Source organism: Aestuariivirga sp., assembly GCF_046294715.1.
Lineage (GTDB): Bacteria > Pseudomonadota > Alphaproteobacteria > Rhizobiales > Aestuariivirgaceae > Aestuariivirga.
This window is the reverse complement of sequence record NZ_JBKBKI010000008.1, coordinates 37,540-62,871: the sequence shown is the minus strand read 5'-3', so window position 1 is coordinate 62,871 and position 25,332 is coordinate 37,540. Positions and strand designations below refer to the sequence as shown.

Sequence of the window (25,332 nt, the reverse complement as noted above, 5' to 3'; positions counted from 1 at the left end):
AAGGATTATTTTCCGCAATCAGGAATATTCCTTCGATCAAGCGGCATGGGAGGCGGCGGCCCCGGCATCGCCGGGGCCGCATTGTCGTCAGCCCTTGGCGGCGGCAACGGCGTCCGCCAGTTCCTTGGCGGCGGCGGCCGCGTCCATCTCGCCGTTGAAGTGGCGCGTCACCACGTCGTAGACGGCGTTCTTGATGGAAGCGGGGGCCGCGTGGCCATGCGCCATGGAGCCCATGAGCGTGCCCTTCTCGTTGGCTTCGGCGAGATCCGCCATGCCCTTCTTTCCGCAATCGTCGAAGGCGTCGTTCGGAACGTCGGTGCGGGCGGGAACCGAACCCTTCACCACGTTGAAGGCAGACTGGAAGGCCGGGCTCTCGATCGCCGAGGCCATGGTGAGCTGGGCCTTCTGCTGTCCTTCGCCCACCTTGAACATCATGAACTGGTCGGAGTTGAAGGTGACGGCGCCCTGCGTGCCGGGGAAGCGAATGCAGACGAAGTCCGCGCCGGGCTTCTTGCCCGCCTTGAGGAATTCGCCCTTGGCCCAGTCGCCCATCATCTGCATGCCGGCCTTGCCCTCGATGACCATGGCCGAGGCGAGGTTCCAGTCACGGCCGGAGAAGTTGTCGTCCACATAGCTGCGGAGCTTGGCCATGCGGTTGAAGACCTCCACCATCTTTTCGCCGGAGAGTGCCCCGGGGTCGAGGTCGATCATGGAGGACTTGTAGAAGTCCGGCCCCATGGAGAGCACGACCGCGTCGAAGATGGTGGCGTCCTGCCAGGGCTGGCCGCCATGCGCCAGCGGCGTGATGCCGTTGGCCTTCATCTTGTCGAGCACGGCCACGAGCTCATCCCAGCTTTCGGGCGCCTTGCCCCCGGCTGCGTCGAGCGCCGCCTTGTTGATCCACACCCAGTTGGTGGAGTGGACGTTCACCGGCGCCGCGATCCACTTGCCGTCGTGCTTTGAGAAGTTCTGCAGGGCGGCGGGAACGACCTTGTCCCAGCCCTCGGCGGTGGCCACCTCGTTGAGGTCGCCCAGGGCGCCCTGCTGGGCCCAATCGGTGATGTCGAAGCCCAGGGCCTGCACGGCCGTCGGGGGATTGCCGGCCGTGACGCGGGCGCGGAGTGCCGTCATCGCCGCCTCGCCGCCGCCGCCCGCGACCGGCATGTCCTTCCAGGTGACGCCCTTCGATTCGAGATCCTTCTTCAGGACGTCGAGTGCGGCCGCTTCGCCGCCGGATGTCCACCAATGCAGCACCTCGACCTCGTCGGCCTGTGCCATGGCAGTGATCCCGACGAGGGCTGCAGTGGTAAGCAAGAACCTGCGCAACATGTGAAACCTCCCTGAGTTGCTCCAAAGCCGGCATTATCGGCACCCTTCGGCAGCTTGCCTCGGGCGCCCTGTCGTGCCAGGCCGCAGGGCCTCGCACGCATCAATTAAGTAACCAGCTCGTTACGACCTTATCGTCTTGCCGGATTTCCCGCAACGGGATTTCTTCAGAACTCCGGCGGCCGCTTCTGGCGGAAGGCGGCGAGGCCTTCCTTCAGCTCCTCGCTGGAGGAGGCGAGCCCGCCGGCCAGCGCCTCCAGGGGCCGGTGGACCTCCTCCCCCTCGGCGGCATTGATCAGCATCTTGGCGGACTGGGTGGCGAGCGGGCCCCGGTGCATGATTCTCTGGGCCATTTCGGTGGCCGCCGCCATCCCTCGCCCGCGCGGGGCCAGGGCATCGACGAGCCCGAGGCCGAGGCCCTCCTCGGCCGTGAACAGCTCGCCCAGGAGTGCCATGCGCCGCACCAGCTGCGGCCCGAAGCGGTTGACGCTGCGCTGGGTTCCCGACCAGCCGGGTATGATGCCGAGCCCCGTTTCGGGAGACCCGATCTTCACGTGTTGCTCGGCGATGCGGAAATCGGCCGTGGCGGCGAGTTCGAGCCCGCCTCCCAGCGTGTGCCCGTTCAGCACCGCGATGAGCGGCTGCCTGAGTCGCGCCAGGGCATCGAAGGCGCGGTGGCCGTGGCGCACCCAGGCGAGGCCGAATTCGCCGGGGCTGAGCGCCGACCACGCCTCGATGTCGCCTCCGGCGCAGAATGATTTCTCGCCCTCGCCGGTGATGATCGCCGCCCGCACGGCCGTTTGCTCCTCGACCAGCCGCGCGGCCTGCTCGAGCGCCAGCACCATGCGGTAATCGAGCGCGTTGAGCTTGTCCTGTCGCGCGATCACGATCGTGGCAAGCGGCCCTTCGAAGCTGAGCCTGATGCGGCTGTCGCCCGTGTCAGCCATCGAGTGCCAGCCCCATCTTCTCCGGCTGGAACAGGCGCTTGTCCATCTCCTTGAGATCAGGCGAGACGATGAGCGGAAACTCGGACTGATCCAGGATGTGGGCCTGGAGATCGACGCCGGGCGCGATCTCGGTCAGCACGATGCCCTCGGGCGCGAGCTTCATGACGCAGCGCTCCGTCACGTAGGTCACGTCCTGGCCCTGCGCCACGCCGCGCTTTCCCGAGAAGGAGACCTGCTCCACCTCCTTCACCAGCTTCCTGACCTTGCCTTCCCTTTCGATTCTGAGCCGGCCGCCGGAGATCTCCATCTTCGCGCCCGCATTGTAGAAGCCGGAATAGACGATCTTGCGGGCACGCGAGGTGATGTCCACGAAGCCGCCCGCCCCCGCCGTCACATGCGGCCTCGCACCCAGCTTCGAGACGTTCACCGAGCCGTGGGAATCGATCTGCAGGAAGGAGAGCAGCGAACAGTCGAACCCCGCCGCCTGGAAATAGGTGAACTGGTAGGCGGAGGGCACGAAGGCCTCGGCATTGGAGGCGCAACCGAACTGGAATTCCAGCAGCGGCACGCCACCCACCGCCCCCTGCTCGATCACCCAGGTAGCTTGCCCGTGCAGGCCCTCCTCGATGAAGATGCGCGGCACGTTGGCCGACACGCCGAAGCCGAGATTGACGGCCCAGCCCTTCCTCAGCTCCTGCGCCACGCGCCTCGCAATGGCCTTGCCCGTTCCGAACTCCATCAGCCCGAAGCTGGAAATGGGCTTGAACACCTCGCCCGAGATTGCCGGGTCGTAGGGTGTCTGGGTCGTCTGCCATTGGTCGGGCGCTTCGACGATGTAGTCGACGAGGATCCCCGGAACCCGCACCTGGTGGGGCTTCAGCGTCTCGTTTTCGACGATGGAGCGCACCTGCGCGATGACGATGCCGCCGTTGTTGTGGGCGGCGAGGGCCAGCTCCATGGCTCCGAGATAGGCACCCTCCTGCTCGAAGCTCATGTTGCCCCGCTCGTCGCAGGCGCTGGCACGGATGATGGCCACGCTTGGCACGATCGTCGGGAAGAACAGCCACTCCTCGCCCTCGAAGGAGATCTTGCGCACGATGGGGCTTTCCGCCGCCCGGGCGTTCATGGCGCAGCCCTCGCGGTCCGGGTCGACGAATGTGTCGAGCCCCACCTTGGTGATGACGCCGGGGCGCTTCGCCGCCGCTTCCCGCATCATGTCGAACAGGATGCCGGAAGGCACGTTGTAGGCAGGCATCGCGTTGGCGCCGAGCATCTGCCAGATCATCGGCGGTTCCGACGTCGAGGGACCCGAGGGGTAGGACCCCCCGATGATGCGGCCGATGAGGCCGGGCTTGGCGATGTGCTCCACACCGCGGATTCCGAACATGTCGCCGGCGGCGATCGGGTGGATCATCGTGAGGCCGCGCGGGTGGCTCTCCCTGTCGAACCTCTCGCCCAGAGCCTTCAGCACGGCGTCCGGGCAGTTGAGGCCGGAGGAGGAGTTGACGGCGACGGTCGCGCCATCGGGGATGGCCTTGACTGCATCGGCGGCGGCAACGATCTTCGGCATCTTTCACCTGTTGCCGCGGATCAAGTCCGCGGCCTTCTCTGCAATGGCGATGGTCGGGGCATTGGTGTTCGAGGAGACGAGCTCCGGCATGATCGAGCTGTCGCAGACCCGGAGCCGCTCGATGCCGCGCACGCGCAGCAAGGGGTCCACGACCGCCATCTCGTCCCGTCCCATCTTGCAGGTGCCGACCGGGTGATAGGACGACCGCGCGTTCGACCGCGCGCAGGCCTCGTAATCAGCCCTCGTCTTGACTGCAGGACCGGGAAAATGCTCGGCCGTCACGAACTTCCGCATGGCGCGGGTGCGGCCCACCTCCTGGGTGATCTTGATGCCGTCGATGTGGCGTTCGAGGTCGTAGGGCTCTGCGAAGCTGTTGGGATCGATGAGCGGCGGATCGCGGGGATCGGCAGACCGGAGCCGGACGGACCCGCGCGAGCGCGGCCGCACGTGATAGGAATTGCAGGTGGCGCCATTCCCGCCCGGCACGCTGCCCACCCCCTCCTCCACCCCGGCGCCGGCGAGAAAGTGGAACTGCAGGTCAGGCGTCTTCTCGGAGCGGTCGCTCCACCAGAAGGCGCCCGCCTCCACGATGTTCGAGGCCACGGGGCCGCTGCGGAACATCGCATATTGCAGCCCGGCCCACAGCTTCCAGTGTGCCTTCTTGTACTTGTCATAGGAGTGCGGGCCGTTGAGAACCCAGGTCACGTCGGTCGAGAAGTGGTCATGGAAGTTCTCGCCCACGCCGGGCAGGTCATGCACCACCTTCAGCCCCACCTGCTCGAGGTGCCCGGCAGGTCCGATTCCGGACAGCATCAGCAGCTTCGGGGAGCCGATGGCGCCTGCCGTCAGAACCACCTCGCTCGCCGCGTCAATGCGCTCGATGCGGTCGCCATCGGCGATCTCCACCCCTGTCGCGCGGCCGTTCTCGATGATGATGCGCTTCACCATCACGCCCGTCCGAAGCGTCAGGTTGGGCCGCTTCAGCGCCGGTTTCAGATAGCCGACGGCGGCACTGCAGCGCCGGCCGTTGCGCGTCGTCGTCTGGTAGAGGCCCGCACCTTCCTGGCGCCCCGAATTGAAATCGGGGTTGTAAGGCATGCCGAAGTCCATGCAGCCCTGCACATAGGCCTGGGAAACCACGTTGTAGCTCTGCAGGTCCGAAACCCCGAGCGGACCGTCGATGCCGTGCTCCGGACCGCCGAGCCGCGTATTGCCCTCCGACTTGATGAAGTATGGCTTGAGGTCGGCCCAGTTCCAGCCGTCGCAGCCATGCCGGCTTGCCCAGCCGTCGTAATCCTCCGGGCAACCCCTCGTATAGATCTCCGCATTGATGGAACTGCCGCCGCCGAGCACTCTCGCCTGAGGATAGACGGTGGTACGGTTGTTGGCATGGCGCAGCGGCGCCGTCTCATACCCCCAGATCAGCGGGCCCGCCGTCATCTTGAAGAAGCCCACCGGCATGTGGATGTAGGGGTTCGTGTCGCGCGGCCCCGCTTCGATGAGCAGCACCTTCGTGGCTTCCATCTCGGAGAGCCGCGCGGCGAGCACGCAGCCTGCCGATCCTCCCCCGACGATCACATAGTCATACATTGCCGCTGCAAGCCCCTTGTTCGGTGCGGTGGATCCGTTTATAAATAACCAGTTGGTTATTTCAAGAGCGGAATCTTGGCCAGAGCCATTTCCTTCAAGGCACGTGACCCGGAAGCCACCCGGGCGCGAATCCTCAAGGCCGCCAAGGCCGAGTTCGCCCGGAAGGGGCTGGGCGGCGCGCGGGTCGACGATATCGCCGCGCGGGCCCGCACCAACAAGCGCATGCTCTATCACTATTTCGGCAACAAGGACGACCTGTTCCGCATCACCCTCGAGGATGCCTATGCCGACATCCGCGAAGCCGAAGCGCGGCTCGAGATCGAGAAGGACGATCCCCTCACCGCCCTGAAGCGGCTGGTGCGCTTCACCTGGTCCTACTACCTCGACAACCCCGAATTCATCACCCTCGTCAACAGCGAGAACCTCCACAAGGCGCGGCACATCAAGGTCTCCGAGCGGATGCGCGAGATGAGCCGCCCCTTCGTCGAACGCATGCGGGCCCTTCTGGCGCGCGGTGCCCGAGAGGGCCTGTTCCGGGGAGATCTCGACGCCGTTCAGGTCAACATCACCATTGCCGCCATCGGCTATTACTATCTCACCAACCGCTTCACCGGATCGATCGTCTTCGAGCGGGACCTGATGGACAAGGCGGCGCTGGAGAAGCGGCTCGATTTCAACACCAAGACGATCCTCCGCGTGGTCTGCACGCCGGAGACGCTGGCAAAGATAGAGGAACGGCAATGAGACAGGCGGCACTCGTCACCGGCGGGCGGCGCGGCATCGGCAAGGCCATAGCGCTCGCCCTTGCCGAACAGGGCTTTGACGTGGCGGTGGCGGATGTCGTGGCCTCGGAGGAGCTCTCCGCCGTGGCGGCGGATATCGCTGCACGCGGCCGCAAGTCCGCCGCGCTCGCCGCCGACATCGGCCGCATCGAAACGCATGAATCGCTGCTCGCCGCCGCGGAGACGGCGCTCGGCCCTCTCACCACGCTGGTCAACAATGCAGGGGTCTCGGTCCTGAGCCGCGGCGACCTCCTCGACGTCACGCCCGAGAGCTATGACCGCTGCCAGGCCGTCAACACCCGCGGCACCTTCTTTCTCACCCAGGCCTTCGCGCGCCGGCTGCTGAAAAAGGAAGGCGGCGGACACCCCAGCATCGTAACCGTGTCTTCCGCCAACGCGGTCGCCCCGTCCATCGCGCGAGGGGAGTACTGCATCTCGAAGGCGGGAGCCTCGATGATCACCAAGCTCTTTGCCGCACGCCTCTCGGATGCGGGGATCGGCGTCTACGAGATACAGCCCGGCTTCATCGAGACGGACATGACCGCCCCTTCCAAGGCGAGATACGACGCGCTGATCGAGGGCGGCCTGACCGTCATCCGGCGCTTCGGCACGCCGGAGGAGGTCGGTCGCATCGCCGCGACACTGGCTTCGGGTCTGCTGCCCTACACGTCTGGCCAGGTCATCCAGGCCGATGGTGGTCTCCTGAGCGTGAGGTACTGAGCCATGAAGATCAGGTTTCCGGACGGACCCTACAAGCTCACGGGCGAGCCGCTCTCCGCGCGAAGGCCCAAGGCGCCCTTCAACCGCGTTGCCTTCGCGGCGGCCCATGTCGTTGCCGACCCGATGAGCGGAGCCGATCCCTCGGGCCCTCCCGCCCTCGACTGGGAGCGCACCCTCGCCTTCCGCCGCCATCTCCTCGACCTCGGTTTCGGCATTGCCGAGGCGATGGACACGTCGCAACGCGGCATGGGCCTCGACTGGCCGCGCGCGCTGGACCTCATCGGCCGCTCTCTCGAGGACGCCGGGCCGCGCAAGGACGTGATCTTCTCGGGCTGCGGCACGGATCAGCTCGATCCCGCCGCCGCTCGGACTCTCGACCATGTGATCAAGGCCTATCTCGAGCAGCTGCACGCCATCCAGAAGCTCGGCGGCCGCGTCATCCTGATGGCCAGCCGCGCCCTCGTGCGCGTCGCGAAGTCACCCGATGATTACGTGAAGGTCTATGGAAAGGTGCTGTCGGAAGCCGAACGGCCCGTCATCCTGCACTGGCTCGGCGACATGTTCGACCCCGCCCTCAAGGGCTATTGGGGGAAGGCGGAGTTCAAGCCCGCGATGGAAACCTGCCTTGCCGCGATTGCCGCGAATGAGGCGAAGGTCGACGGCATCAAGATTTCGCTGCTCGACGCGGACAAGGAAATCACCATGCGGCGCCGCCTTCCCGCCGGGGTGAAGATGTACACCGGCGACGACTTCAACTACCCCGCGCTGATTGCCGGAGACGACCAGGGATATTCCCACGCCCTCCTCGGCATCTTTGACGCCATAGCGCCCGCGGCCTCCGCCGCCCTCTCCGCGCTGAGCAGGGGCGCGATGAAGAAGTACGAGGCCCTCATGGCGCCGACCGTGCCGTTGTCGCGGCTCATTTTCCGCGCACCCACGCAGTATTACAAAACCGGCATCGTCTTCCTGGCATGGCTGAACGGCCATCAGGACCACTTCATCATGGTGAACGGCGCACAGGCCATGCGGCCGCTCTCCTATTTCACCGAGGTCTTCAAGCTCGCGGACCAGGCGCGGCTGCTCTCCGACCCGGAGCTGGCGGTGAAGCGCATGAAGCAGCTTCTTGCCGTTCATGGCGCGTGATGCGCGATCTCTCGGCAAGGCTGAAGGATTGCGCCGTCAATACCGCGACGCTGGGCTTCCAGGCCACGATCGAGGAGGTGATCGACGCCGTGGCACGCGCCGGCTTCGGCGGCATTGCCCCCTGGCGGCGCGAAGTCGAGGGCAAGGATATCGGCGCCATCGCAAGGCAGATCCGCGCGGCCGGCCTCGGCGTGCCCGGCTACTGCCGCAGCACCTACATTCCTGCTGCTGACAAGGCCGCATTCGAGCAGAACATCGAAGCCAACCGAAGGGCCATCACCGATGCGGCCGAACTGGGCGCCAGGAGCTTCGTCATGGTGGTGGGCGGCCTGCCCGCGGGATCGAAGGACATCGCAGGAGCCCGCGCCCAGGTGGCGGAAGGCACGGCCCTGCTTCTCGATCATGGCAAGGCCCATGGCGTGCGCATCGCGCTCGAGCCGCTCCATCCGGTCTACGCGGCGGATCGCTCCTGCCTCTCGCTTCTGTCGGAAGCCCTCGCCATGTGCGAAGCCATCGAAGGCACAGTGAACGAGCCCTGGCTTGGCGTCTGCATCGACGTCTACCACGTCTGGTGGGATCCCGGTTTGCGGCAGGCCATCGCACGGGCCGGCGCCGCGCGGCGGATCCTTGGTTTTCACGTCTGTGACTGGCTGGTTCCCACCGAAGACGTGCTGAACGACCGCGGCATGATGGGCGATGGCGTGATCGACGTGCCGAAGATCCGGCGCGACGTCGAGGCGGCCGGCTATGAGGGCTTCGTCGAGGTGGAGATCTTTTCTGCCGGGAACTGGTGGAAGCGGCCGATCGCGGAAACGCTTTCCGTATGCCGCGAACGCTTCGCGACGGCCACCTGAGGTCAGGGCTCCCAGCGCCCGTTCATCCACGCCGGACTGATGGTGCGCCCCTGTTTCGTGCCGATGGCGGAAATCGCCGCCATGTCCTCCGCCGTCAGCTCGAAGCCCAGTGCGGAGAGATTGGACAAGGCATTCTCCCTCTTCGTGGTCATCGGAATGGCGATGACGCCCTGCTGCAGGATCCAGCGAAGCACGACTTCCGAAGGCGAACGTCCGATGCGCGCGGCGACCGATGCGATGGCGGCAGGCTTCAGCGCCGCCCCGCGCGCCAGGGGCGAGTAGGCCGAAAGCGCAATCCCGAGTTCGCGCGCCGCGGCCAGCAGCCGGGACTGGTCGAGCAAGGGATGGAATTCGACCTGGTTGTTGACGATCGCCCCGCCACACCGGGCCTGGGCCCGCCGCATCATGGCGGGCGAGAAGTTGCTGACGCCGATGGCGCGGGCGTGGCCCTTCTGCTTTTCCGCCATCAGCCTGTCGAGAGCCGCATCGAATTCCTGCTCCTCCGGCGGCCAGTGGATGAGCAGCAGGTCCGCAGGCCCGCCGAGGTCTTCCACGGAGCGCGCGACGCTGGCGGCGAACCGGGAAGCACCGACGTTGCCCGGGTCGACCTTGGTGACCACATGGAAGGAACTGCGGGGTAATCCCGACTCTGCGAGGGCGCGCCCCACCTCTTTCTCGTTGCCGTACATCTGGGCGGTGTCGATGTGACGAATGCCGAGCTCGACCGCCATGAGAACCGCGCGGCGGGCGTCCTCTCCCATCAGCGGATAGGTTCCCGCTCCCAGAAGCGGGATGCCGTTTACGCGGGGCATGGCGAGTTCCTTCACCTGTCTCTCCTACTTGATGACGAGCACCTTGGCGCGATCCATGGTCACGGCGACGGCGGCGACGAGGATGACGCCGAAGACGATCTGCTGCGCGAACACCGAAACGCCCATGAATGTCATGCCGATCCGCACCACCTGTACGATCAGCGCGCCGACGAAGGTGCGCCAAACAGAGCCGACGCCGCCCGTGATGGCCGTGCCGCCGACCACGATGCAGGCGATGGCGGGAAGCAGGAACTCGTTGGCAAGTGTCGGCGAGCCGGAGCCGAGCCGTGCCGCCATCACGATCCCGGCAATCCCGGCCATCGTTCCGGAGAGCGTGTAGGCCGCGATCTTGACCCGGTCGACGTTGATTCCGGATGCGATCACCGCGCGCTCCTGGGCACCGATGCCCCGCACCAGCCGGCCGAACGGTGTCAGACCCAGAACAGCGCTGAGGACGAGCAGGAACACGGCGCCCACCCAGATCTCGTTCGGCACGCCCAGGAAATCGCCCACCGCCCAGAACAGGTAGGTCTGGCTCAGTTCGGCGGGAATGTTGACCGAGCGCGTATCGGAAAACCAGTAGCCGGCGCTCAGGACGGCGCCGCTCACCGCAAGCGTCGCGATGAAGGAGGGAATCCGGAGCCTGGTCGAGACATATCCTCCCGCAAAGCCCGCGATGATTCCGCCGAGCACGGCAAGCGGAATGGCGAAGAAGCCGAGCTGCGGCAGATACACTGCAAGGATGCAGCTCGTCATCGAGGCAACCGCCTGCACCGAAAGATCGATGCCGCCCATCATGATGACCAGCGTGACGCCGGAGGCCATCAGGAACAGGGTCATGGTGTCGGCGGTGACCTCGAGGATGTTGCCGGCGGAGAAGAAGGTTCGATCGTAGAGGCCGACCGCGAGGACCAGCACCGCGAGAACGATGAGAGGAAGCCAGACATCGAGCCGTTTTCGCATCTCGCCCATGTCACACCATGTGTTTCAGCAGGTCGACCTGCGCGGGTTTGCCGCCGGGAGGCGACTCGAGGCGCGCCGTGATGGCGCCGTCCTTCATCACGAGGATGCGGCTCGACAGGCCGATGACCTCCTCGAGGGTGTCGCCGAGCAGGATCACGGCAAGCCCCTCCGCCGTCATGTCGCGGACCAGATCATAAACGTCCTCCTTGGCGCCGACGTCGATGCCGCGCGTGGGATGGTCGAGGATCAGCACCTTCACCCCGGCGATGCGCCACTTCGCCAGCACCACCTTCTGCTGGTTTCCGCCGGAGAGCGAGCCTGCCATGGTTTCGGGCGACGGCGTCTTGATCTTGAGCCTCCCGATCCACTCGCGTGCCGTGTCGAGCTCCGCCGCGAAGCGGATGACACCCCTGGCGACGAACTTCGGCAGCGCGGCCAGGGTCATGTTTTCCGCAACACTGAATGGCGCGACGAGGCCCTCGATCTTCCGCTCCGCCGGGACCAGCCCCACGCCCGAGGCGGTTGCCTCATAGGGGGCCGCGTATTGCACCGGGCGGCCACCGACTGTCAGCGCGCCGGCATCCGGCCTGACATGCCCCGCAAGGCAGCGCGCCAGTTCCTCGCGGCCGGAGCCCACCACGCCGGCGATGCCGAGCACCTCGCCTTCATGCAACGAAAAGCCTACATCATGAAATGCGCCGGCCCTGGTGAGGCCCTGGCAGCTCAGCACAACCGAGGCGGAGGGTTCAGTCTGGCGGGCCTCGCGGTAGTACTCGTGATGAAGCTGCCGGCCCACCATCAACTGATGCAGCTCCTTCACGGTCGCGGAGGCCGAGGGAAGCTCCTTCACGACCTTCCCGTCCCGCATGACGTAGACGCGGTCGGAGATGTCCAGCACCTCCTCGAGCCGGTGCGAGATGAATACGAAGCTTGCGCGATCCCTCAGGTCGCGGATGATGCGGAAGAGAAGGTCCACTTCCTTCTGTTCCAGGACCGAGGTCGGCTCGTCGAGCAGGATCGTCACGTCGCCCTTGATCCGGCTGTTGAGCGACAGCGCCTTGGCGATCTCCACCATCTGGCGCGCGGCAAAGGAGAGTTCGGCGCAGCGCATGCCGGGAGCGATGTCGAGGTGAACCTTCTTCAGTTCCTCGGCCGCCGCCCTGTGCATGCGGGTCCTGGAGATCAGCCCGAAGCGGAGGAATTCCTCTTCCCGGCCCAGGAAGATGTTCTCGGCCACGGTGAGCGTCGGCAGGATCGATTGCTCCTGGAACACCATGGCGATTCCGGAGTCGAAGGCCTGGCGCGGCGACGATACGCTGACCTGCCGGCCGTCGACGAAGATGCCGCCCGAATCGGGCTGGTAGACGCCGTTCAGGATCTTGAGCAGCGTCGACTTGCCGGCGCCGTTCTCACCGATGAGGCCCACGACTTCGCCACGGCGGATGGCGAAGCTCACGTCATCGAGCGCCTTCACCCCCGGAAAGGACTTCGAGACGCCGCGGATTTCGAGAGCGGGTGCTGTCACTTGACGACGTCCAGGCGCGAGCGGTCCAGCGCCAAGGCCACCGCCGCGATGATGAGGAGCCCCTGCACCCCCTTTTGCACATAGGGTTCGATCCCCATCAGCACCATGCCGTTGCCGAGCACGATGACGATGAAGACGCCGATCACCGAATTCAGCACCGAGCCGACCCCGCCCGAAAGCGCGGTGCCGCCGACGACCACTGCGGTGATGGCGGTGAACAGCCGGTCCTGGCTGATCAGGGCGTGGCCACGCCCGATCTGAGCTGCGGAAAGTGCCCCGGCCAGCCCATAGAAGAGGCCGGCGATGCCGAAGATCAGGATGCGGGTGCGCTCGATGGGAATTCCCGAGTTGCGTGCCGTCTGCTCATCCGTTCCGATCGCATAGAGCCAGCGGCCGATGCGGGTGCGCTCCTGTATGACCCAGGCAGCGAGCACCGCGAGGCCTGCGATCCACACCGCGGCCGGAACGCCGAACATGCGGCCGAGCGAAAGCCAGCTGCGGAAATCATTGTCCGCGATGCGCACCATGACACCGCCGAGAATCGCGGTTGCGATGCCGATCCCGGCGAAACCGATTCCAAGCGTGGTCATGAAGGACGGGATCTTGAGCTTGACGTGGACGAGACCGCTCAGCAATCCCAGCGCGCCGCCCAGCAGGATCGCGGCCGGAACCGACCAGAGTCCAAGCGACAGGCCGGTGAAATCATTGGCCACAAGCATGCTCGCAGCCACCGCGCAGAGCGCGATCGTGCCCTCGACCGAAAGGTCGATCGATCCCATCAGGATGATGAAGGTGGCGCCCATGCAGACGACGAGCGGTATGGCCGCCGTGTTCAGCATGCGCACCGCATTTCCGGCCGAGAAGAAAGAGGGGTTGATCAGGCCTACGACGAGGCAGAGCCCGATCAGCACCGCGACGGGCGCCCAGCGGCGCCAGTGGCTCCAAGCCCGTCCGTCACGTATGGCGAGAGAGGCCACGTTTCGTCTCCGCAATGCGTCGGCGCCGAAGATGACCGGGTGCAGCGCACCCGGTCAGTGCCATCGGCGTCAGGGAGGTCAGCCGCGGTATTGGATCTGACCCGTCGCCTTGCCCCACAGGTCGTTGAAATCGACCTTGGGCGGATTGGCCTTGTAGTCGGCCACGGTCTCCTTGGTGACGACGATGCCGGTGCCGTAGAACTCACGGTGTTCCTTGGGCTCCTTGGTGATGTCGATCTTGCCTGTGACATGGGCGTAGGGAATGGCGAGGCCCATGCCTCCGGTCCACAGCGGATCCCACGCGATGGTGCCGGCGAACTCGCCTGCCTCGATGGCGGCCACGGCGGCATCGATTCCGTCGATGCCGACGACCGGCACCTTGCCCGCGAGCCCGTTCTGCCGCAGCGCCTCGAGGGCGCCCATGCCCATGCCGTCATTGGCGGCGAAAACACCCTTGATCTGGTCGCCGAAGCGGGTGAGCCAGGCCTGGGTGATCTCGAAGGCCTTCTGCTCGTTCCAGTCCGCCGGCTGGAAGTCCAGCAGCGTCACCTTGCCGTTCGTCTTGGCGATGGCATTGTCGAGGCCCATCTTGCGCTCGATCGCCGGAACGTTGGAGAGGATGCCGCCCAGCGCCACGATTCCGCCCTCGCCGCCGAAGGCCTTGAACAATTCATTGGCGATGGCCTCGGCCGTGGGCACACCGTCGAAGGACATGTGCGCGACGTAGTTCGGGTCATGGTCCCAGGGGTGGAGATCGTCGGGCTTGTTCCACTGGGTGACGACGAAGCCGCCCGCCTTCTTCACCTCTTCCACGATCACGCGGGCATCCGGTGAATCGTTGGGATCGACGTTGAGGATGAGCTTGCCGCCCGTCCGCTGCAGGAGGGCCTTGATGTCCGCAATTCCCTTCTCGGAATTGCCCTCGGTCACCAGCACCTCGTACTTGGCGCCGATCGACTTGGCGAAGTCCTCGCCGCCCTTGGCGAAGGTCGCGTGATAGGGGTTGGCCACGGAGCGCAGGGAATTGGCGAGGGTCCACGTCGTTTCCTGGGCAATGGCCGGCATGGGGAAGGAGCTTCCCAGCGCGCCGGCGGCCACGGCCCCGGCCGTACCCTTGAGCATGGCGCGGCGGTTCAGCGTCGCTTTCAACGGCAGATCAGACACGGTCTTGGCAGCCATTTGGTCCTCCCGATCTTTTGGCTTTACTGCACTAACTAGTTACTGCATTCTGTGGTGAAGTCAATACCCGCCGAGCAGGTGCGCGCCTCCCCCGGCGCCTGCCCGGCGGCAGCGATCGAGGAGCCTTCGTGAACAACCTCTCGGCCCCGCCGCGGGAAACGAAAAAGAAACGCGAAGCCATGCCGCGGGATGCCGATCTGACGCGGAAGCGGATCCTCGATGCCGCCACGGTGGAATTCGCGCGCAAGGGCCTGGGGGGCGCCCGGGTGGACGAGATCGCCACCCGCTCCCGCGCCAACAAGCGCATGATCTATCATTATTTCGGCAGCAAGGAGCGGCTCTTCACTGCCGTTCTCGAGAACGCCTATCTCGGCATCCGCTCCGCCGAGCAGACGCTGAAGCTCGATGAACTGCCCCCCGACGAGGCGCTCGCCAAGCTCGTCCGCTTCACCTGGAGCTATTACATCGCACATCCCGAGTTCCTGACGCTCGTCAACAGCGAGAACCTGCACCGGGCCCGGCACCTGAAGTCATCGGAAGCGATCCGCCAGACGAGCGGCCGGCTCGTCGCCATGGTGAAGGACATTCTCGACCGCGGCGTTGCCGCGGGGCTCTTCCGTGCGGGCGTGGATCCGGTCCAGCTCAACATCACCATTGCCGCCATCGGGTACTACTATCTCACCAACCGCTTCACCGGATCGATCGTGTACGAGCGTGACCTCATGGCATCCGAGAACCTCGAGGCCCGGCTCGCCTTCAATCTCGAAACCATCCTCAGGCTTGTGAAGAAGCATCCATGATACAGCCAGCATCCGCCATTCCATTTCCACGCTTCTCAGCCGAGACATATGGCCAGATCGGCGAGACGGCGCGGCGCTTCGCCGGCACGCGTGTGAAGCCCCTTGCGCAGGAACTCGACGAGACAGAGCGCTTCCCCGAGGGAATCTATGCAGAGATGGCCGAACTCGGTCTCTTCGGCATCACCGTCCCGGAGGAGTTCGGCGGGGCGGGCCTCGATGCGCTCTCCTACGCCCTCGTCATGGAAGAGCTGTCGCGCGGCTACGCTTCGGTGGCCGACCAGTGCGGCCTGGTCGAGCTCATCGGCACGCTTCTCTCCGTCCACGGCAGCCCGTCGCAGCGGGATGCCCATCTCGGCGGCATCCTCGCCGCGAAGAAGCGCGTGGCCTATTGCATCACCGAAGCCGAGGCCGGAACCGACGTCTCCGGAATCCGGACCACGGCCGTGCGGGACGGCGCGGGCTGGCGCCTCTCCGGCTCGAAGATCTGGATCCACAATGCGCCCGTGGCCGACCTCGGCTTCGTGCTCGCCCGCACGGACCCGGAGGCCGGTCACCGCGGCATGTCGATCTTCATCGTCGACCTCCATGCGCCGGGCGTCTCGCGGGGCAAGAAGGAACACAAGATGGGCCAGCGCGCCTCGCCTGTCGGGGCACTTCATTTCGACGGCGTCGCACTGGCGGAGGACGCTCTTCTCGGCACGCTCAACCGCGGCTTTCACATCATGATGAGCGTGCTCGACAAGGGGCGGATCGGCATCGGCGCCCTGGCCGTGGGCATCGCGCAGGCAGGGCTCGAGGCGGCGCTCGAATACGCCGCCACACGCCGGCAGTTCGGCCGCGCAATCGCCGAGAACCAGGGCCTGCAGTGGATGCTCGCCGACATGCAGAAGGACATCACCGCCGCGCGCGCCCTCGTCCACCGCGCGGCGATGATCATGGATGCCGGTCTTCCCGCCACCATGGACTGTTCGATCGCCAAGTGTTTCGCAGGCGACAGCGCAGTCCTTCACACCGCCAACGCAGTCCAGATCTTCGGAGGCTCCGGCTACATCCGCGGCTTCGAGGTCGAGCGGCTCTACCGCGACGCCAAGATAACGCAGATCTATGAAGGCACGAACCAGATCCAGCGCAGCATCATCGCGCGCGAATTGCTGAAGGCCTGACATGAACCCTTGCGAGGAAGCGGTAGGGGCGTCCGTCAGCTGCTCCAAGACGGTGGGGGAGAGCGACGTCTATCTGTTCGCGGGTATCACGGGGGATTTCTCGCCCAACCACGTCGACGAAACGGCCATGGCCGCCACGGGCTATGGCGGCCGCATCGCTCATGGCGCGCTGCTGGTCGGCTACATGTCCCGCGCCTCCACGCTCATTGGCGAGCAATGCGGCGCATTGATGCGCGAGCACTATCCCGTTTCGCTCGGCTATGACCGGGTCCGCTTTCTGCAGGGTGTCAGGATCGGGGACACGGTGACGGTGACCTACCGCATCGAGGCGGCCGATCCCCTCCGCATGCGGACCATCGCCGCCGTCAGTCTTCACAATCAGTCAGGCACCTGCTGCGCCGTGGCGACCCATCTCATGAAATGGCTGAGGAGGCCTGGCTGATGGCGGCGGGTGCTGGCTTTCCGGACACGAGATCGGCTGCCGTTTCTCCTGCCACGAGGACCGTGGCATTGCTGCTCGCGGGCCGCCGCTGCGGCCCCGCGGTTGAAGAAGGTTTCCTGCCGCCATCGGCCCATCCGCTGCGAACCGGCAGCTGAACGCACATCGAGCCCATAGGGAGATTCTCCATGCCTGCCATCAAGATCCGCAAGTTCGGCCGCCTCGGCTTCGACATCACCGACATGGGCTTCGGCGCCGCACCCATCGGCAATTTTCTGAAGCCCATCCCCGAGGACGAGGCGGGCGCGATGATCGAGCGCGCCTGGGACGCGGGCATGCGCTACTTCGACACCGCGCCCTATTACGGGCACGGCCTTTCGGAACTCCGCCTGGGGCACTATCTGCGCTGGCGGCCACGCCAGGAGTATGTCCTCTCGAGCAAGGTCGGCCGCGTGCTGAAGCCCGCCCGCCGCAAGGACATCGACTTCAGGCCCTGGGTGGACGGTGCGCCCTTCAAGTGCCGCTTCGACTATTCCTATGACGGAACGATGCGCAGCTTCGAGGACTCCCTCCAGAGGCTTGGTCTCGAATACATCGACATTCTCTTCATCCACGACGCGGATGTGTTCACCCACGGGCCCGAGATGCAGAAGGTCTATTTCCGGCAGGCCATGGACGGCTGCTACCGCGCCCTGATCGAGCTCCGCGAACAAGGTGCGGTAAAAGCCATCGGCGTGGGCGTGAACAACTGGGAGGTGATGCTCGACTTCATGAAGGCGGGCGATTTCGACACGCTGCTGGTGGCCGGCCGGTACACGCTTCTGGAGCAGGACGCGCTCGACGAACTCCTGCCCCTGTGCGAGCGGCGCGGCACGGCGATCGTGATCGGCGGGGGCTTCAATGGCGGCATCCTGGCCACGGGCGCAGTTCCCGGCGCCAAGTGGAACTACGCCCCCGCACCCGTCCACATCATGGAGAAGGTGAAGAAGATCGAAGTGGTCTGCGCCCGCCATGGAGTGCCTCTCGCTGCTGCCGCCCTGCAGTTCCTCCTGGCGCATCCCGCCGTCGCCTCCCATGTGCCGGGCACCCGCAATCTGCAGCAGATGAACCAGAATCTCGAACTGGTTTCGCACCCCATCCCGGGCGAGTTCTGGCAGGAGCTCAAGCGCGAGGGGCTGCTGCGCCAGGATGCGCCCACCCCCGCTTGAGGAGGAGGGAGCCTCCGGCTCGCCGCCCGGGCCACCATCTGCTATGAGGGTCCGGGGCGCGGCAGCGATGGAAGGATTGGGCGGTGATGGATCACCGGGACTGGCTGGCGAGCGTGCCGGCGGAGGAGAAGGCGCGGCTCGCGCAGCTATCGGATGCCGCCGGCCTTCTGCACCTCGCTGGCCATCTCGGCCTCATTCTTGCCGTGGGCACCCTCATCGCCATCGGAATTCCGGGATGGTGGCTGCTTCTGCCGGTGCAGGGGCTACTTCTCGTCTTTCTCTTTACTCTCGAGCACGAGGCCACCCACCAGACGCCTTTTGCATCCCGCTCTCTGAACGAGGCCGTGGGGCATCTCGCCGGGCTTGTGCTGGTCCTTCCCTTCCTGTGGTTCCGTTACTTCCACCTGGCCCATCACCGCTGGACCAACATCGAAGGCCAGGACCCGGAACTCGAATCCGGGAAGCCGGCGAACTTGCGGGGCTGGCTTTGGCATGTCTCCGGGCTCCCCTACTGGATCGCCCAGCTCGGTCTCATCGCCACGCTGGCCGTGGGCCGCGCGGAGGCACCCTATCTCCCCGCTCGCGCCAGGGGCCGCATCGTTCTCGAGGCGCGGCTCATGGCGCTGGTCTACGTCATCCTGGCGGCCAGTCTTCTCCTGTCGCCCCTCGTCCTGTGGACATGGGTGGTGCCCGCGCTGATGGGCCAGCCCTTCCTGCGCCTCTATCTTCTGGCCGAGCACGGCGATTGCCCGAGGGTGGCCAACATGTTCGAAAACACGCGGACGACCTTTACCAATCGCGCGGTCCGGTTCCTCGCCTGGAACATGCCTTATCATGTGGAACACCATGTCGCCCCGGGCGTGCCCTTCCATCGCCTCCCGGAGCTGCACCGGATGCTGCGCGACCGCCTGGCGGTGACCGCAAACGGCTATGCCGAATTCACGCGGGATTACCTCGCCCGGCGTGTGCGGCGCTGAGCACAGGCATTGAAGCGCCCGGCCGGCATCCATCTCCCGGGGCTTTCAGCCGCGGGCCGCGCCCGACAGGCCGTCGATGTGGTCCGCCAGGTATGACGCATCGCGCTCGACAAAGGTCAGGATTGCAGACCGGAAGCTATGCATCCAGTGAAGGCCGAGGAAATACACCCCCTCGCATCCGGTGACCCCCCGCCTCTGTACCGGAGCGCCTCCCTCGCCGATGATCGGAAGCTTCACCCAATCGAAAGCGAAGCCATAGCCGTTTGCCCAGACGATGCTGCGAACGCCCTCCTCCTGCAAATCCAGCTCCGGGCATGTCTCGACGAGGAGAGGACCGGGCCGGGCGAACGTCTCTTTCGGCGCCAGCTCGGCACCGGCTTCGGAAGCGACCGCCCACCTGTCTGCCGCGGCGATGAAGGCCGCATGGCTTTCATCCGCAGCGTTCAATATTTTCCCCAAGTCATCGCCGAGCTGCAGTCTTTCACCCGATGCACCGCGAATACGCCCGACGAGTTTCGCGCCTTCGCCCGCCAGCAGCCGTGGCGAGATATCGTAGCCTCCGTCCATGCCCGTCATGAGGGTCGTCGGAGGGTATCGTTTCCCCGGCAACGTCTCGATGTCGACGTCGAACCGGCCCAGGGCATCGTACCACCAAATCACGTCTCTTCCCCGGTAGCGCCGGGGCACGCTGGTGTGACGGCTCGCGGCGAGAAGGACGCGCCGGCCACTCCGCAACAGTTCATGCGCGATCTGGCAACCCGAGTTTCCACTGCCGACGACCAGAACGGCCCCGGTCGGCAAGTCCTCCGGGCTGCGATAGCGGGACGAGTCCGTCTGGTAAACGCGCGAAGAAACGCCGGCGGCGAATGCGGGTAGCGAAGGACGCTGGAAGGGGCCCGTTGCAATGACGACATGCCGTGCCCTGATCTCTCCCGACGTCGTATCCAGGACATAGCCGCTCGACTGGCTGTCGCGCGCGAGCCTCATCACGTCCACGCCCGTGCGCACAGGCGCAGAGATCGCGGCGGCGAAGTCGATGAGCAACTGCACGACATCGGTGTAGTGCGAGAAACCGTCGGCATCGGTACCCTGGTACGGTTTGCCAGGCAGTGCGAGCCAGCTGTTGGGCAACTGGAAACGCAGGGAATTCCAGCGCTCGCTACGCCAGCGTTCGGCAATCCGGTGCCGCTCGAGGACGATGTGTTCACGTCCCCGTTGGCGCAAGTGATGGCTCATGACCAGACCTGCCTGGCCCCCGCCGATGATCACCGTATCGTGTGTCTCGCGCAAATCGCAGTCTCCCCGAGAATGCAATCGCAGCGCCGGAGGTTACCATGTTTCGGATCAGGACCGAAGCCACTTGGCGTGCACGCCGGCTGGCGGTCGGCACCCGGGGCCGGCCAGCGCTGGAATTGCCACTGGACCTGGAAATTGTATAAGACAGACGCGTGAGGAACGATGAACAAGAGCAGGATCATTCCCCGGCGAGAGCCGAAACGGCGGCCGCGGAATTGCGCCGGCAAAGCATGTGCATCGGCGGGGCGACTTGAATACCCAGTGCACACGACCTCCTGCTTCGGCCCGAGCAAATGACCGATGACTGACCTCAGCGCCTTCTCGATTCTTTCCGGCATGGCGGCCGGCCGGGTCGTCGCCACGCGGGAGGCATTGAGTTTCTGGGGAGGCGTCGATCCTGGAACCGGCGAGGTCATCGACATTCACCACCCCCTGCACGGGACGAGCCTCACGGGCTCGATCCTCATGATGCCCGCCAGCCGCGGCTCCTGCTCGGGATCAGGGGTTCTGCTGGATCTCATCCTGACAGGCCGGGGTCCAGCGGCACTCATCTTCACCGAATCCGAGGACGTGCTGACGCTGGGCGCCATTGTCGCGGCCGAAGTGTTCGGGAAGCCCTTGCCGGTGGCGCGCGTCTCGTCGCCGGTTTTCGAGGCACTCGAGAAGGCACCCTCGGCTTCGATCACCGGCGAGGAGATCTCCTTCGCGGGCGAGCGGGTGCCGCTCACGAAAGGGACGTATGCGTCGCTGGAACTCTCCCCCCGGGACGAAGCGATGCTGTCCGGAGCGGAGGGCAAGGCCACGCAGCAGGCCATGCGGATCATCTGTGCGATGGCGGTTCAGCAGGGCTCCCGCCGCCTCATCGACGTCTCCCAGGGGCATATCGACGGCTGCATCTATGCGAGCCCCGCGAACCTCACCTTCGCCGAGGCGTTCGCAAGGATGGGCGCACGCGTCCGGGTTCCCACGACGATGAATGCCATTTCCGTGGACCGGACAAACTGGCAGCGGCAGGGTACCCCTCCCGCCTTCGGCGGACCTGCGGCGAGGCTGGCCGACGCCTATGTGCAGATGGGCTGCGCGCCCACCTTCACCTGCTCTCCCTACCTGCTGGAAAGCGCCCCGTCGCAGGGCGACGCCATTGCCTGGTCCGAATCCAATGCCGTGATCTATGCAAACTCCGTGATCGGCGCGAGGACGGCGAAGCACCCGGACTTCCTTGACCTCTGCATTGCAATAACGGGGCGCGCACCGGAGTCAGGCGTCTACCTCGAGGAAAGCCGGCGCGCGCAGATGATCCTGGATGTCGACAGTCCCTGCAGGCCAGACGACGCGTTCTGGCCGCTCATCGGTTATCTCGCCGGCAAGCTGGCCCCTGACTGCATACCGCTCGTCCGCGGGCTTGCGGGGCTCTGCCCTTCGCAGGACGATCTGAAGGCGCTGTGTGCCGCGTTCGGCACGACATCGGCCGCACCCATGCTCCACATCGAGGGCATCACGCCTGAATCGGCGCTGCCTCCCCTGCCTCACGCCACCGCCAGGCAGATCTCGCGTCAGGACATGCTCGATGCTTGGGAGGCCCTCAACGGCGGGCCCGCGGACGTGGACCTCGTCGCGATCGGCAGTCCTCATGCGTCGGCCAGCGAGTGCCGGGCGCTTTGCCGAGGATTGGGCGCGGTGCTTGGAGACAGGCAGAGAAGCGCCGGCCCCGCCGTTATCGTGACGGCCGGACGCCAGGTCATCAGCGACATTCGTACGGATGGCACATTGCAGCGTCTCAACAGCTATGGCGTTCAGGTCCTGCCCGATCTCTGCTGGTGCTCCATATCGGAACCGGTGTTTCCCGCTGGCGCCCATACCGTGATGACCAATTCGGGAAAATATGCGCATTACGGGCCGGGACTGTCTGGCCGGAAGGTCCGTCTTGGAAGTCTTTCGGACTGTATCGAGGCTGCCATCAAGGGCAGGGTCTCTCCCCGCCGCCCTGACTGGCTATGGACCCGCGCGCCCGTGACATGAATGCAAAGGTCGTTCGCTTGAAGGGATGAACCGTTCGACAGGATGGCACAGATGCAGCCAGGCGTGCGACAGATGATGCTCACGGCAGACCTTGTGGCGCGCTGCCACCGCGATGTCGCCGACCCGGGAAGTATTGCAGACAGCTACGACTACTTCACGGAACAGGACCATCGGACGGCTGTTGATCAACTGCTCGCGAGCAAGCCGCCCGGGCCGTTCTGGGTATTTGGCTATGGATCGCTCATCTGGAAACCTGAGTTTCACCCGCAAGAGAGACGCAGAGTTGTGGCGCATGGATGGCAGCGGGCGTTTTCCCTTCGCTTGACGCGGTGGCGCGCAAGCCCCGAGCAGTACGGCTACATGATGTGCCTCGACCAGGGTGGACGATGTGAAGGCATCGCCCTTCGGATGCCTGACCAGGACCTGGCCAGCCATTTGCTCAGGTTGCTGGTGCGCGAAATCGGCAGTCACGAAGCGATGGAGGGAGCGCGATGGATCGATGTCCACCATGCGGAAGGCTCCTTCAAGGCGCTGACATTCTATGCCGCACCCGTTCGGCTCGATTACTACAGGGCAAATCGCCCCATGGAGGAAATTGCACATGCTCTTGCTCGGGCCTGCGGTCACTGGGGTTCCGGTGCCGAGTATCTCCGAAACACAGTGATTCACCTCGAGGAGATGGGAATTCATGATTCCTACCTCTGGAGACTTCAGGAGATGGTAGCCAGGGAAATTCTGCAGTTGCAACGTGCCTGACAGCGGCCCGTTCCCAGGCGCAACCTTCAGCTACGGCGACCGCCTGGGAAGGCGCGGACAGCATCAGAAACGTGCTAAGGGTCCTTTCTGGCGAGGAGGATGCTGGCTCATGTCCGGGCGCACGCTGACTTTCACCGTGCTTGCGATGCTGGCGTTTGCCGCCAACTCGCTCCTATGTCGTCTTGCGCTGGGCCTCCACCTCATCGATGCAGCGAGCTTCACAACCATCAGAGCAGTGTCCGGCGCTCTTGCTCTTGCCGCGATTTCGCAAACGCAGACGGGGTTCAGTTTGCGAAATGTGATCAGGGGTAACCCCGTGACGCCGATGATGCTCTTTGCCTACATGATATGCTTTTCTTTCGCCTATCTTTCACTGTCTGCCGGAACAGGAGCGCTCATCTTGTTTGGCTCTGTTCAGCTCACGATGTTCATCTGGGCATTGCGGGAAGGAGAAGGCTTCTCATCAGTGTCATGGATCGGGTTGGGCCTTGCAATTGTTGGTCTGGTCTATCTTGTGCTGCCGGGTGTCACTGCGCCGGACCCGTTCGGTGCGGTGCTCATGGGAATGGCCGGCGTTGCGTGGGGCGTATACTCCCTCAAGGGCCGGGGCCTTGATCCTCTTCAGGCCACTACTCGGAACTTTTGCTTAGCTGCGGTTCTGGCGCTGTTGACAAATCTGATCTTCTGGCACGGCGTTCACTCCACTCCGAATGGAGTGGCGCTGGCTGTCATGTCTGGCGCAATTGCCTCGGGATGTGGCTATGTCATCTGGTATGGTGCTTTGAGGGGACTGACCGCCTCAAGAGCCGCAACTGTTCAGCTTTCGGTGCCTGCGATCGCAGCCATTGGTGGCGCAGTGATCCTTTCCGAGGCTATCTCCGTCCGTCTCGTGGTCGCCACCGTCGCCATTCTCGGTGGCATCGGCATCGTTCTGGCTCAGCGCGCAGTTCACTCTGAACTCCGCCGGTAGACTTCCAGCCCGCCTTAGATGACAGACCAAGAGCAAACCCTGGGTGTGGAACATTGGGCGCATGGACAATAATGGCGGAGGGAGAGGTGCTGGCAGCTAACTCTCTCTGCTTCTCATGGAGTTCGTGACGCCGGTAGTCTTCAAGTCAAGACCGGAAAGGGCCGGGGGGAGTGAATGGCGTCTCACCTTCCATAGTGCGACGTCGCGAGAAGGTCCGCCGCCTCTATTCCGAGGAGCGGCTGCAGGTGAAGCGCCGGAAAGGTCGCAGAAGGCTTCTGGGACAAGTGCTCCGCTCGTGGTCCCGGAGTTCCCGAGACGCTTGCAAAGGCTCTTCTACGGATGCACTCTCTGATCTGACGGTCACGACGTGGATACCGGACAGAGAGGAGTCTAGCAATGTGCGGTACGGCTTTCTCGGCGATGCGTCGCAATAAATTGGCAGGCTTTTGCAAGAAATTACCGCTCGCGGGCAGTATTGCCCTAATGGTCGCTTCCACGGCACCCTCAAGTACCATCGCGGAGCAAAAGCAACAGCAGCCCACTAGCAATAGTAATAAACAAATCTGCAAAGCTTTATACAACGCTTACGACTCAAATATGGAAGTCTATTATAACAAGAAGAATAGCAATGCCGACCGACAGGCGGCTTATAGAGGGGCACAAATCGCTTTGGCAGACTTCAGAAAGCAGGGGTGCAAACTCAAGGATATCAGATAGTAAGGCTTGTTCTTTCTTAAACCGGCCGTTGCTAAGGGACGCGATGAGGCGCTTCCTCCTTCCTGTGGAGGTCATCTACGACGGGTGCAGGCTCAGGTCCCAACTTGGAGTGCAACTTTAACATCGGCGTATCTTCTTGCGGTGCGGAGAACGGGTCCTAGCAAATGGCAACAGAACCCATAATCAAAAATGAGATGGACGCTAGATGGTATTTTGCCATGCCTCAGAACTGGATGACGAACTTCCAATTGACCGCGAAGTTGAACGGTTAGGTGAACTGGGGGTCTTAGGAGCCACGGATGAAACAAAGCGAATTGCTAGAGGTGGGAAGTCCGGAACACCTGGCAGTCAGCGCGCCAAGTTCCTGTAAGAAGGGAAGTCGATGATGAAGTCACTTCATTGCCACGGTCCGCTCACATGACAGTGTATAGCGGTCGGAGAAATTGGCTACCGGCTTACACGTACCGCCGCCAGTCATGCCTGCGAACTTGCCCGTGCCATGATAAACTTCCCACTTGCTGCCACCTGCAGTGAAGCTCCACCAGTTCCAGTATCCGTCACCGGACCTCTGCTTCTCGCACTGGTACCTGCTGATTCAC

At 64.5% G+C, this 25,332-nt stretch carries 23 protein-coding genes; 13 read left to right on the top strand and 10 right to left on the bottom strand.

What is annotated here, in order from left to right; all coding sequences use genetic code 11:
* Nucleotides 1–87: 87 nt before the first annotated feature.
* The 4 genes from ACK4HL_RS07840 to ACK4HL_RS07825 all read right to left on the bottom strand — a co-directional run bounded on the left by ACK4HL_RS07840 (nucleotide 88) and on the right by ACK4HL_RS07825 (nucleotide 5,433).
* A complete protein-coding gene (locus ACK4HL_RS07840) occupies nucleotides 88–1,329 on the bottom strand; it encodes an ABC transporter substrate-binding protein (protein WP_409758237.1) in 1,242 nt (413 codons plus the stop codon).
* Between the two features lie 164 nt (nucleotides 1,330–1,493).
* Nucleotides 1,494–2,273, bottom strand: a complete 780-nt coding sequence (locus ACK4HL_RS07835) for an enoyl-CoA hydratase/isomerase family protein (protein ID WP_409758234.1) — start codon at nucleotides 2,271–2,273, stop codon at nucleotides 1,494–1,496.
* Nucleotides 2,266–3,843: an acyl CoA:acetate/3-ketoacid CoA transferase gene (locus ACK4HL_RS07830; RefSeq protein WP_409758231.1), complete on the bottom strand. Its 1,578-nt coding sequence runs from the start codon at nucleotides 3,841–3,843 to the stop codon at nucleotides 2,266–2,268. The genes ACK4HL_RS07835 and ACK4HL_RS07830 overlap by 8 nt, the downstream gene beginning before the upstream one ends.
* 3 nt (nucleotides 3,844–3,846) lie before the next feature.
* Complete coding sequence (locus ACK4HL_RS07825; protein WP_409758228.1) at nucleotides 3,847–5,433, bottom strand: GMC family oxidoreductase; 1,587 nt, start codon at nucleotides 5,431–5,433, stop codon at nucleotides 3,847–3,849.
* 75 nt (nucleotides 5,434–5,508) lie between these two features.
* Between ACK4HL_RS07825 and ACK4HL_RS07820 the strand changes: the two genes are divergently transcribed.
* Genes ACK4HL_RS07820 through ACK4HL_RS07805 form a run of 4 tightly spaced genes read left to right on the top strand, consistent with a single transcriptional unit; the run spans nucleotide 5,509 to nucleotide 8,932 of the window.
* On the top strand, nucleotides 5,509–6,177 hold the full coding sequence (locus ACK4HL_RS07820) for a TetR/AcrR family transcriptional regulator (protein ID WP_409758225.1): 669 nt from the start codon (nucleotides 5,509–5,511) through the stop codon (nucleotides 6,175–6,177).
* Nucleotides 6,174–6,935 carry a 3-ketoacyl-ACP reductase gene (locus tag ACK4HL_RS07815; protein ID WP_409758222.1) on the top strand — a complete coding sequence of 254 codons (762 nt, stop codon included), beginning with the start codon at nucleotides 6,174–6,176 and terminating at the stop codon, nucleotides 6,933–6,935. The genes ACK4HL_RS07820 and ACK4HL_RS07815 overlap by 4 nt, the downstream gene beginning before the upstream one ends.
* A 3-nt stretch (nucleotides 6,936–6,938) precedes the next feature.
* Complete coding sequence (locus ACK4HL_RS07810; protein ID WP_409758219.1) at nucleotides 6,939–8,078, top strand: dihydrodipicolinate synthase family protein; 1,140 nt, start codon at nucleotides 6,939–6,941, stop codon at nucleotides 8,076–8,078.
* Nucleotides 8,078–8,932 carry a sugar phosphate isomerase/epimerase family protein gene (locus tag ACK4HL_RS07805; RefSeq protein ID WP_409758216.1) on the top strand — a complete coding sequence of 285 codons (855 nt, stop codon included), beginning with the start codon at nucleotides 8,078–8,080 and terminating at the stop codon, nucleotides 8,930–8,932. The genes ACK4HL_RS07810 and ACK4HL_RS07805 overlap by 1 nt, the downstream gene beginning before the upstream one ends.
* Before the next feature lie 2 nt (nucleotides 8,933–8,934).
* On the opposite strand, the gene ACK4HL_RS07800 is transcribed toward ACK4HL_RS07805, so the two are convergent.
* The 5 genes from ACK4HL_RS07800 to ACK4HL_RS07780 all read right to left on the bottom strand — a co-directional run bounded on the left by ACK4HL_RS07800 (nucleotide 8,935) and on the right by ACK4HL_RS07780 (nucleotide 14,388).
* The gene (locus ACK4HL_RS07800) at nucleotides 8,935–9,744 is read right to left on the bottom strand and encodes an aldo/keto reductase (RefSeq protein ID WP_409758213.1); all 810 of its coding nucleotides are present in this window, start codon (nucleotides 9,742–9,744) and stop codon (nucleotides 8,935–8,937) included.
* Nucleotides 9,745–9,768: 24 nt separating this feature from the next.
* Nucleotides 9,769–10,716 (bottom strand): ABC transporter permease, encoded by a 948-nt coding sequence (locus tag ACK4HL_RS07795; RefSeq protein ID WP_409758210.1) that lies wholly within the window; start codon nucleotides 10,714–10,716, stop codon nucleotides 9,769–9,771.
* A gap of 1 nt (nucleotide 10,717) precedes the next feature.
* Nucleotides 10,718–12,232, bottom strand: a complete 1,515-nt coding sequence (locus ACK4HL_RS07790) for a sugar ABC transporter ATP-binding protein (protein ID WP_409758207.1) — start codon at nucleotides 12,230–12,232, stop codon at nucleotides 10,718–10,720.
* Nucleotides 12,229–13,209 (bottom strand): ABC transporter permease, encoded by a 981-nt coding sequence (locus tag ACK4HL_RS07785; protein ID WP_409758204.1) that lies wholly within the window; start codon nucleotides 13,207–13,209, stop codon nucleotides 12,229–12,231. The genes ACK4HL_RS07790 and ACK4HL_RS07785 overlap by 4 nt, the downstream gene beginning before the upstream one ends.
* 78 nt (nucleotides 13,210–13,287) lie before the next feature.
* Complete coding sequence (locus tag ACK4HL_RS07780) at nucleotides 13,288–14,388, bottom strand: sugar ABC transporter substrate-binding protein (RefSeq protein WP_409758201.1); 1,101 nt, start codon at nucleotides 14,386–14,388, stop codon at nucleotides 13,288–13,290.
* A gap of 179 nt (nucleotides 14,389–14,567) precedes the next feature.
* Here ACK4HL_RS07780 and ACK4HL_RS07775 point away from each other — a divergent pair, with 179 nt between their 5' ends.
* The 5 genes from ACK4HL_RS07775 to ACK4HL_RS07755 all read left to right on the top strand — a co-directional run bounded on the left by ACK4HL_RS07775 (nucleotide 14,568) and on the right by ACK4HL_RS07755 (nucleotide 18,975).
* Nucleotides 14,568–15,188 (top strand): TetR/AcrR family transcriptional regulator, encoded by a 621-nt coding sequence (locus ACK4HL_RS07775; protein ID WP_409758497.1) that lies wholly within the window; start codon nucleotides 14,568–14,570, stop codon nucleotides 15,186–15,188.
* The gene (locus ACK4HL_RS07770) at nucleotides 15,185–16,351 is read left to right on the top strand and encodes an acyl-CoA dehydrogenase family protein (RefSeq protein ID WP_409758198.1); all 1,167 of its coding nucleotides are present in this window, start codon (nucleotides 15,185–15,187) and stop codon (nucleotides 16,349–16,351) included. Before ACK4HL_RS07775 ends, ACK4HL_RS07770 begins: the two co-directional genes overlap by 4 nt.
* 1 nt (nucleotide 16,352) lies before the next feature.
* Nucleotides 16,353–16,793, top strand: coding sequence for a MaoC family dehydratase (locus tag ACK4HL_RS07765; RefSeq protein WP_409758194.1), 441 nt, complete (start codon nucleotides 16,353–16,355; stop codon nucleotides 16,791–16,793).
* Nucleotides 16,794–16,978: 185 nt separating this feature from the next.
* Entirely contained in the window at nucleotides 16,979–17,998 is a 1,020-nt protein-coding gene (locus tag ACK4HL_RS07760; protein ID WP_409758191.1) for an aldo/keto reductase, read from the top strand.
* An 86-nt stretch (nucleotides 17,999–18,084) separates the two neighbouring features.
* Nucleotides 18,085–18,975 carry a fatty acid desaturase gene (locus ACK4HL_RS07755; protein WP_409758188.1) on the top strand — a complete coding sequence of 297 codons (891 nt, stop codon included), beginning with the start codon at nucleotides 18,085–18,087 and terminating at the stop codon, nucleotides 18,973–18,975.
* Between the two features lie 45 nt (nucleotides 18,976–19,020).
* On the opposite strand, the gene ACK4HL_RS07750 is transcribed toward ACK4HL_RS07755, so the two are convergent.
* Nucleotides 19,021–20,265, bottom strand: a complete 1,245-nt coding sequence (locus tag ACK4HL_RS07750; protein WP_409758185.1) for a flavin-containing monooxygenase — start codon at nucleotides 20,263–20,265, stop codon at nucleotides 19,021–19,023.
* A gap of 306 nt (nucleotides 20,266–20,571) precedes the next feature.
* Between ACK4HL_RS07750 and ACK4HL_RS07745 the strand changes: the two genes are divergently transcribed.
* The 4 genes from ACK4HL_RS07745 (at nucleotide 20,572) to ACK4HL_RS07730 (ending at nucleotide 24,733) form a co-directional block, all read left to right on the top strand.
* Nucleotides 20,572–22,290 carry an aconitase X gene (locus ACK4HL_RS07745; RefSeq protein ID WP_409758182.1) on the top strand — a complete coding sequence of 573 codons (1,719 nt, stop codon included), beginning with the start codon at nucleotides 20,572–20,574 and terminating at the stop codon, nucleotides 22,288–22,290.
* A 72-nt stretch (nucleotides 22,291–22,362) separates the two neighbouring features.
* Nucleotides 22,363–23,046 (top strand): gamma-glutamylcyclotransferase, encoded by a 684-nt coding sequence (locus tag ACK4HL_RS07740; protein WP_409758179.1) that lies wholly within the window; start codon nucleotides 22,363–22,365, stop codon nucleotides 23,044–23,046.
* Nucleotides 23,047–23,155: 109 nt separating this feature from the next.
* Nucleotides 23,156–24,016, top strand: coding sequence for a DMT family transporter (locus ACK4HL_RS07735; protein ID WP_409758176.1), 861 nt, complete (start codon nucleotides 23,156–23,158; stop codon nucleotides 24,014–24,016).
* Nucleotides 24,017–24,412: 396 nt separating this feature from the next.
* The gene (locus ACK4HL_RS07730; RefSeq protein WP_409758173.1) at nucleotides 24,413–24,733 is read left to right on the top strand and encodes a hypothetical protein; all 321 of its coding nucleotides are present in this window, start codon (nucleotides 24,413–24,415) and stop codon (nucleotides 24,731–24,733) included.
* Nucleotides 24,734–25,332: the final 599 nt, after the last annotated feature.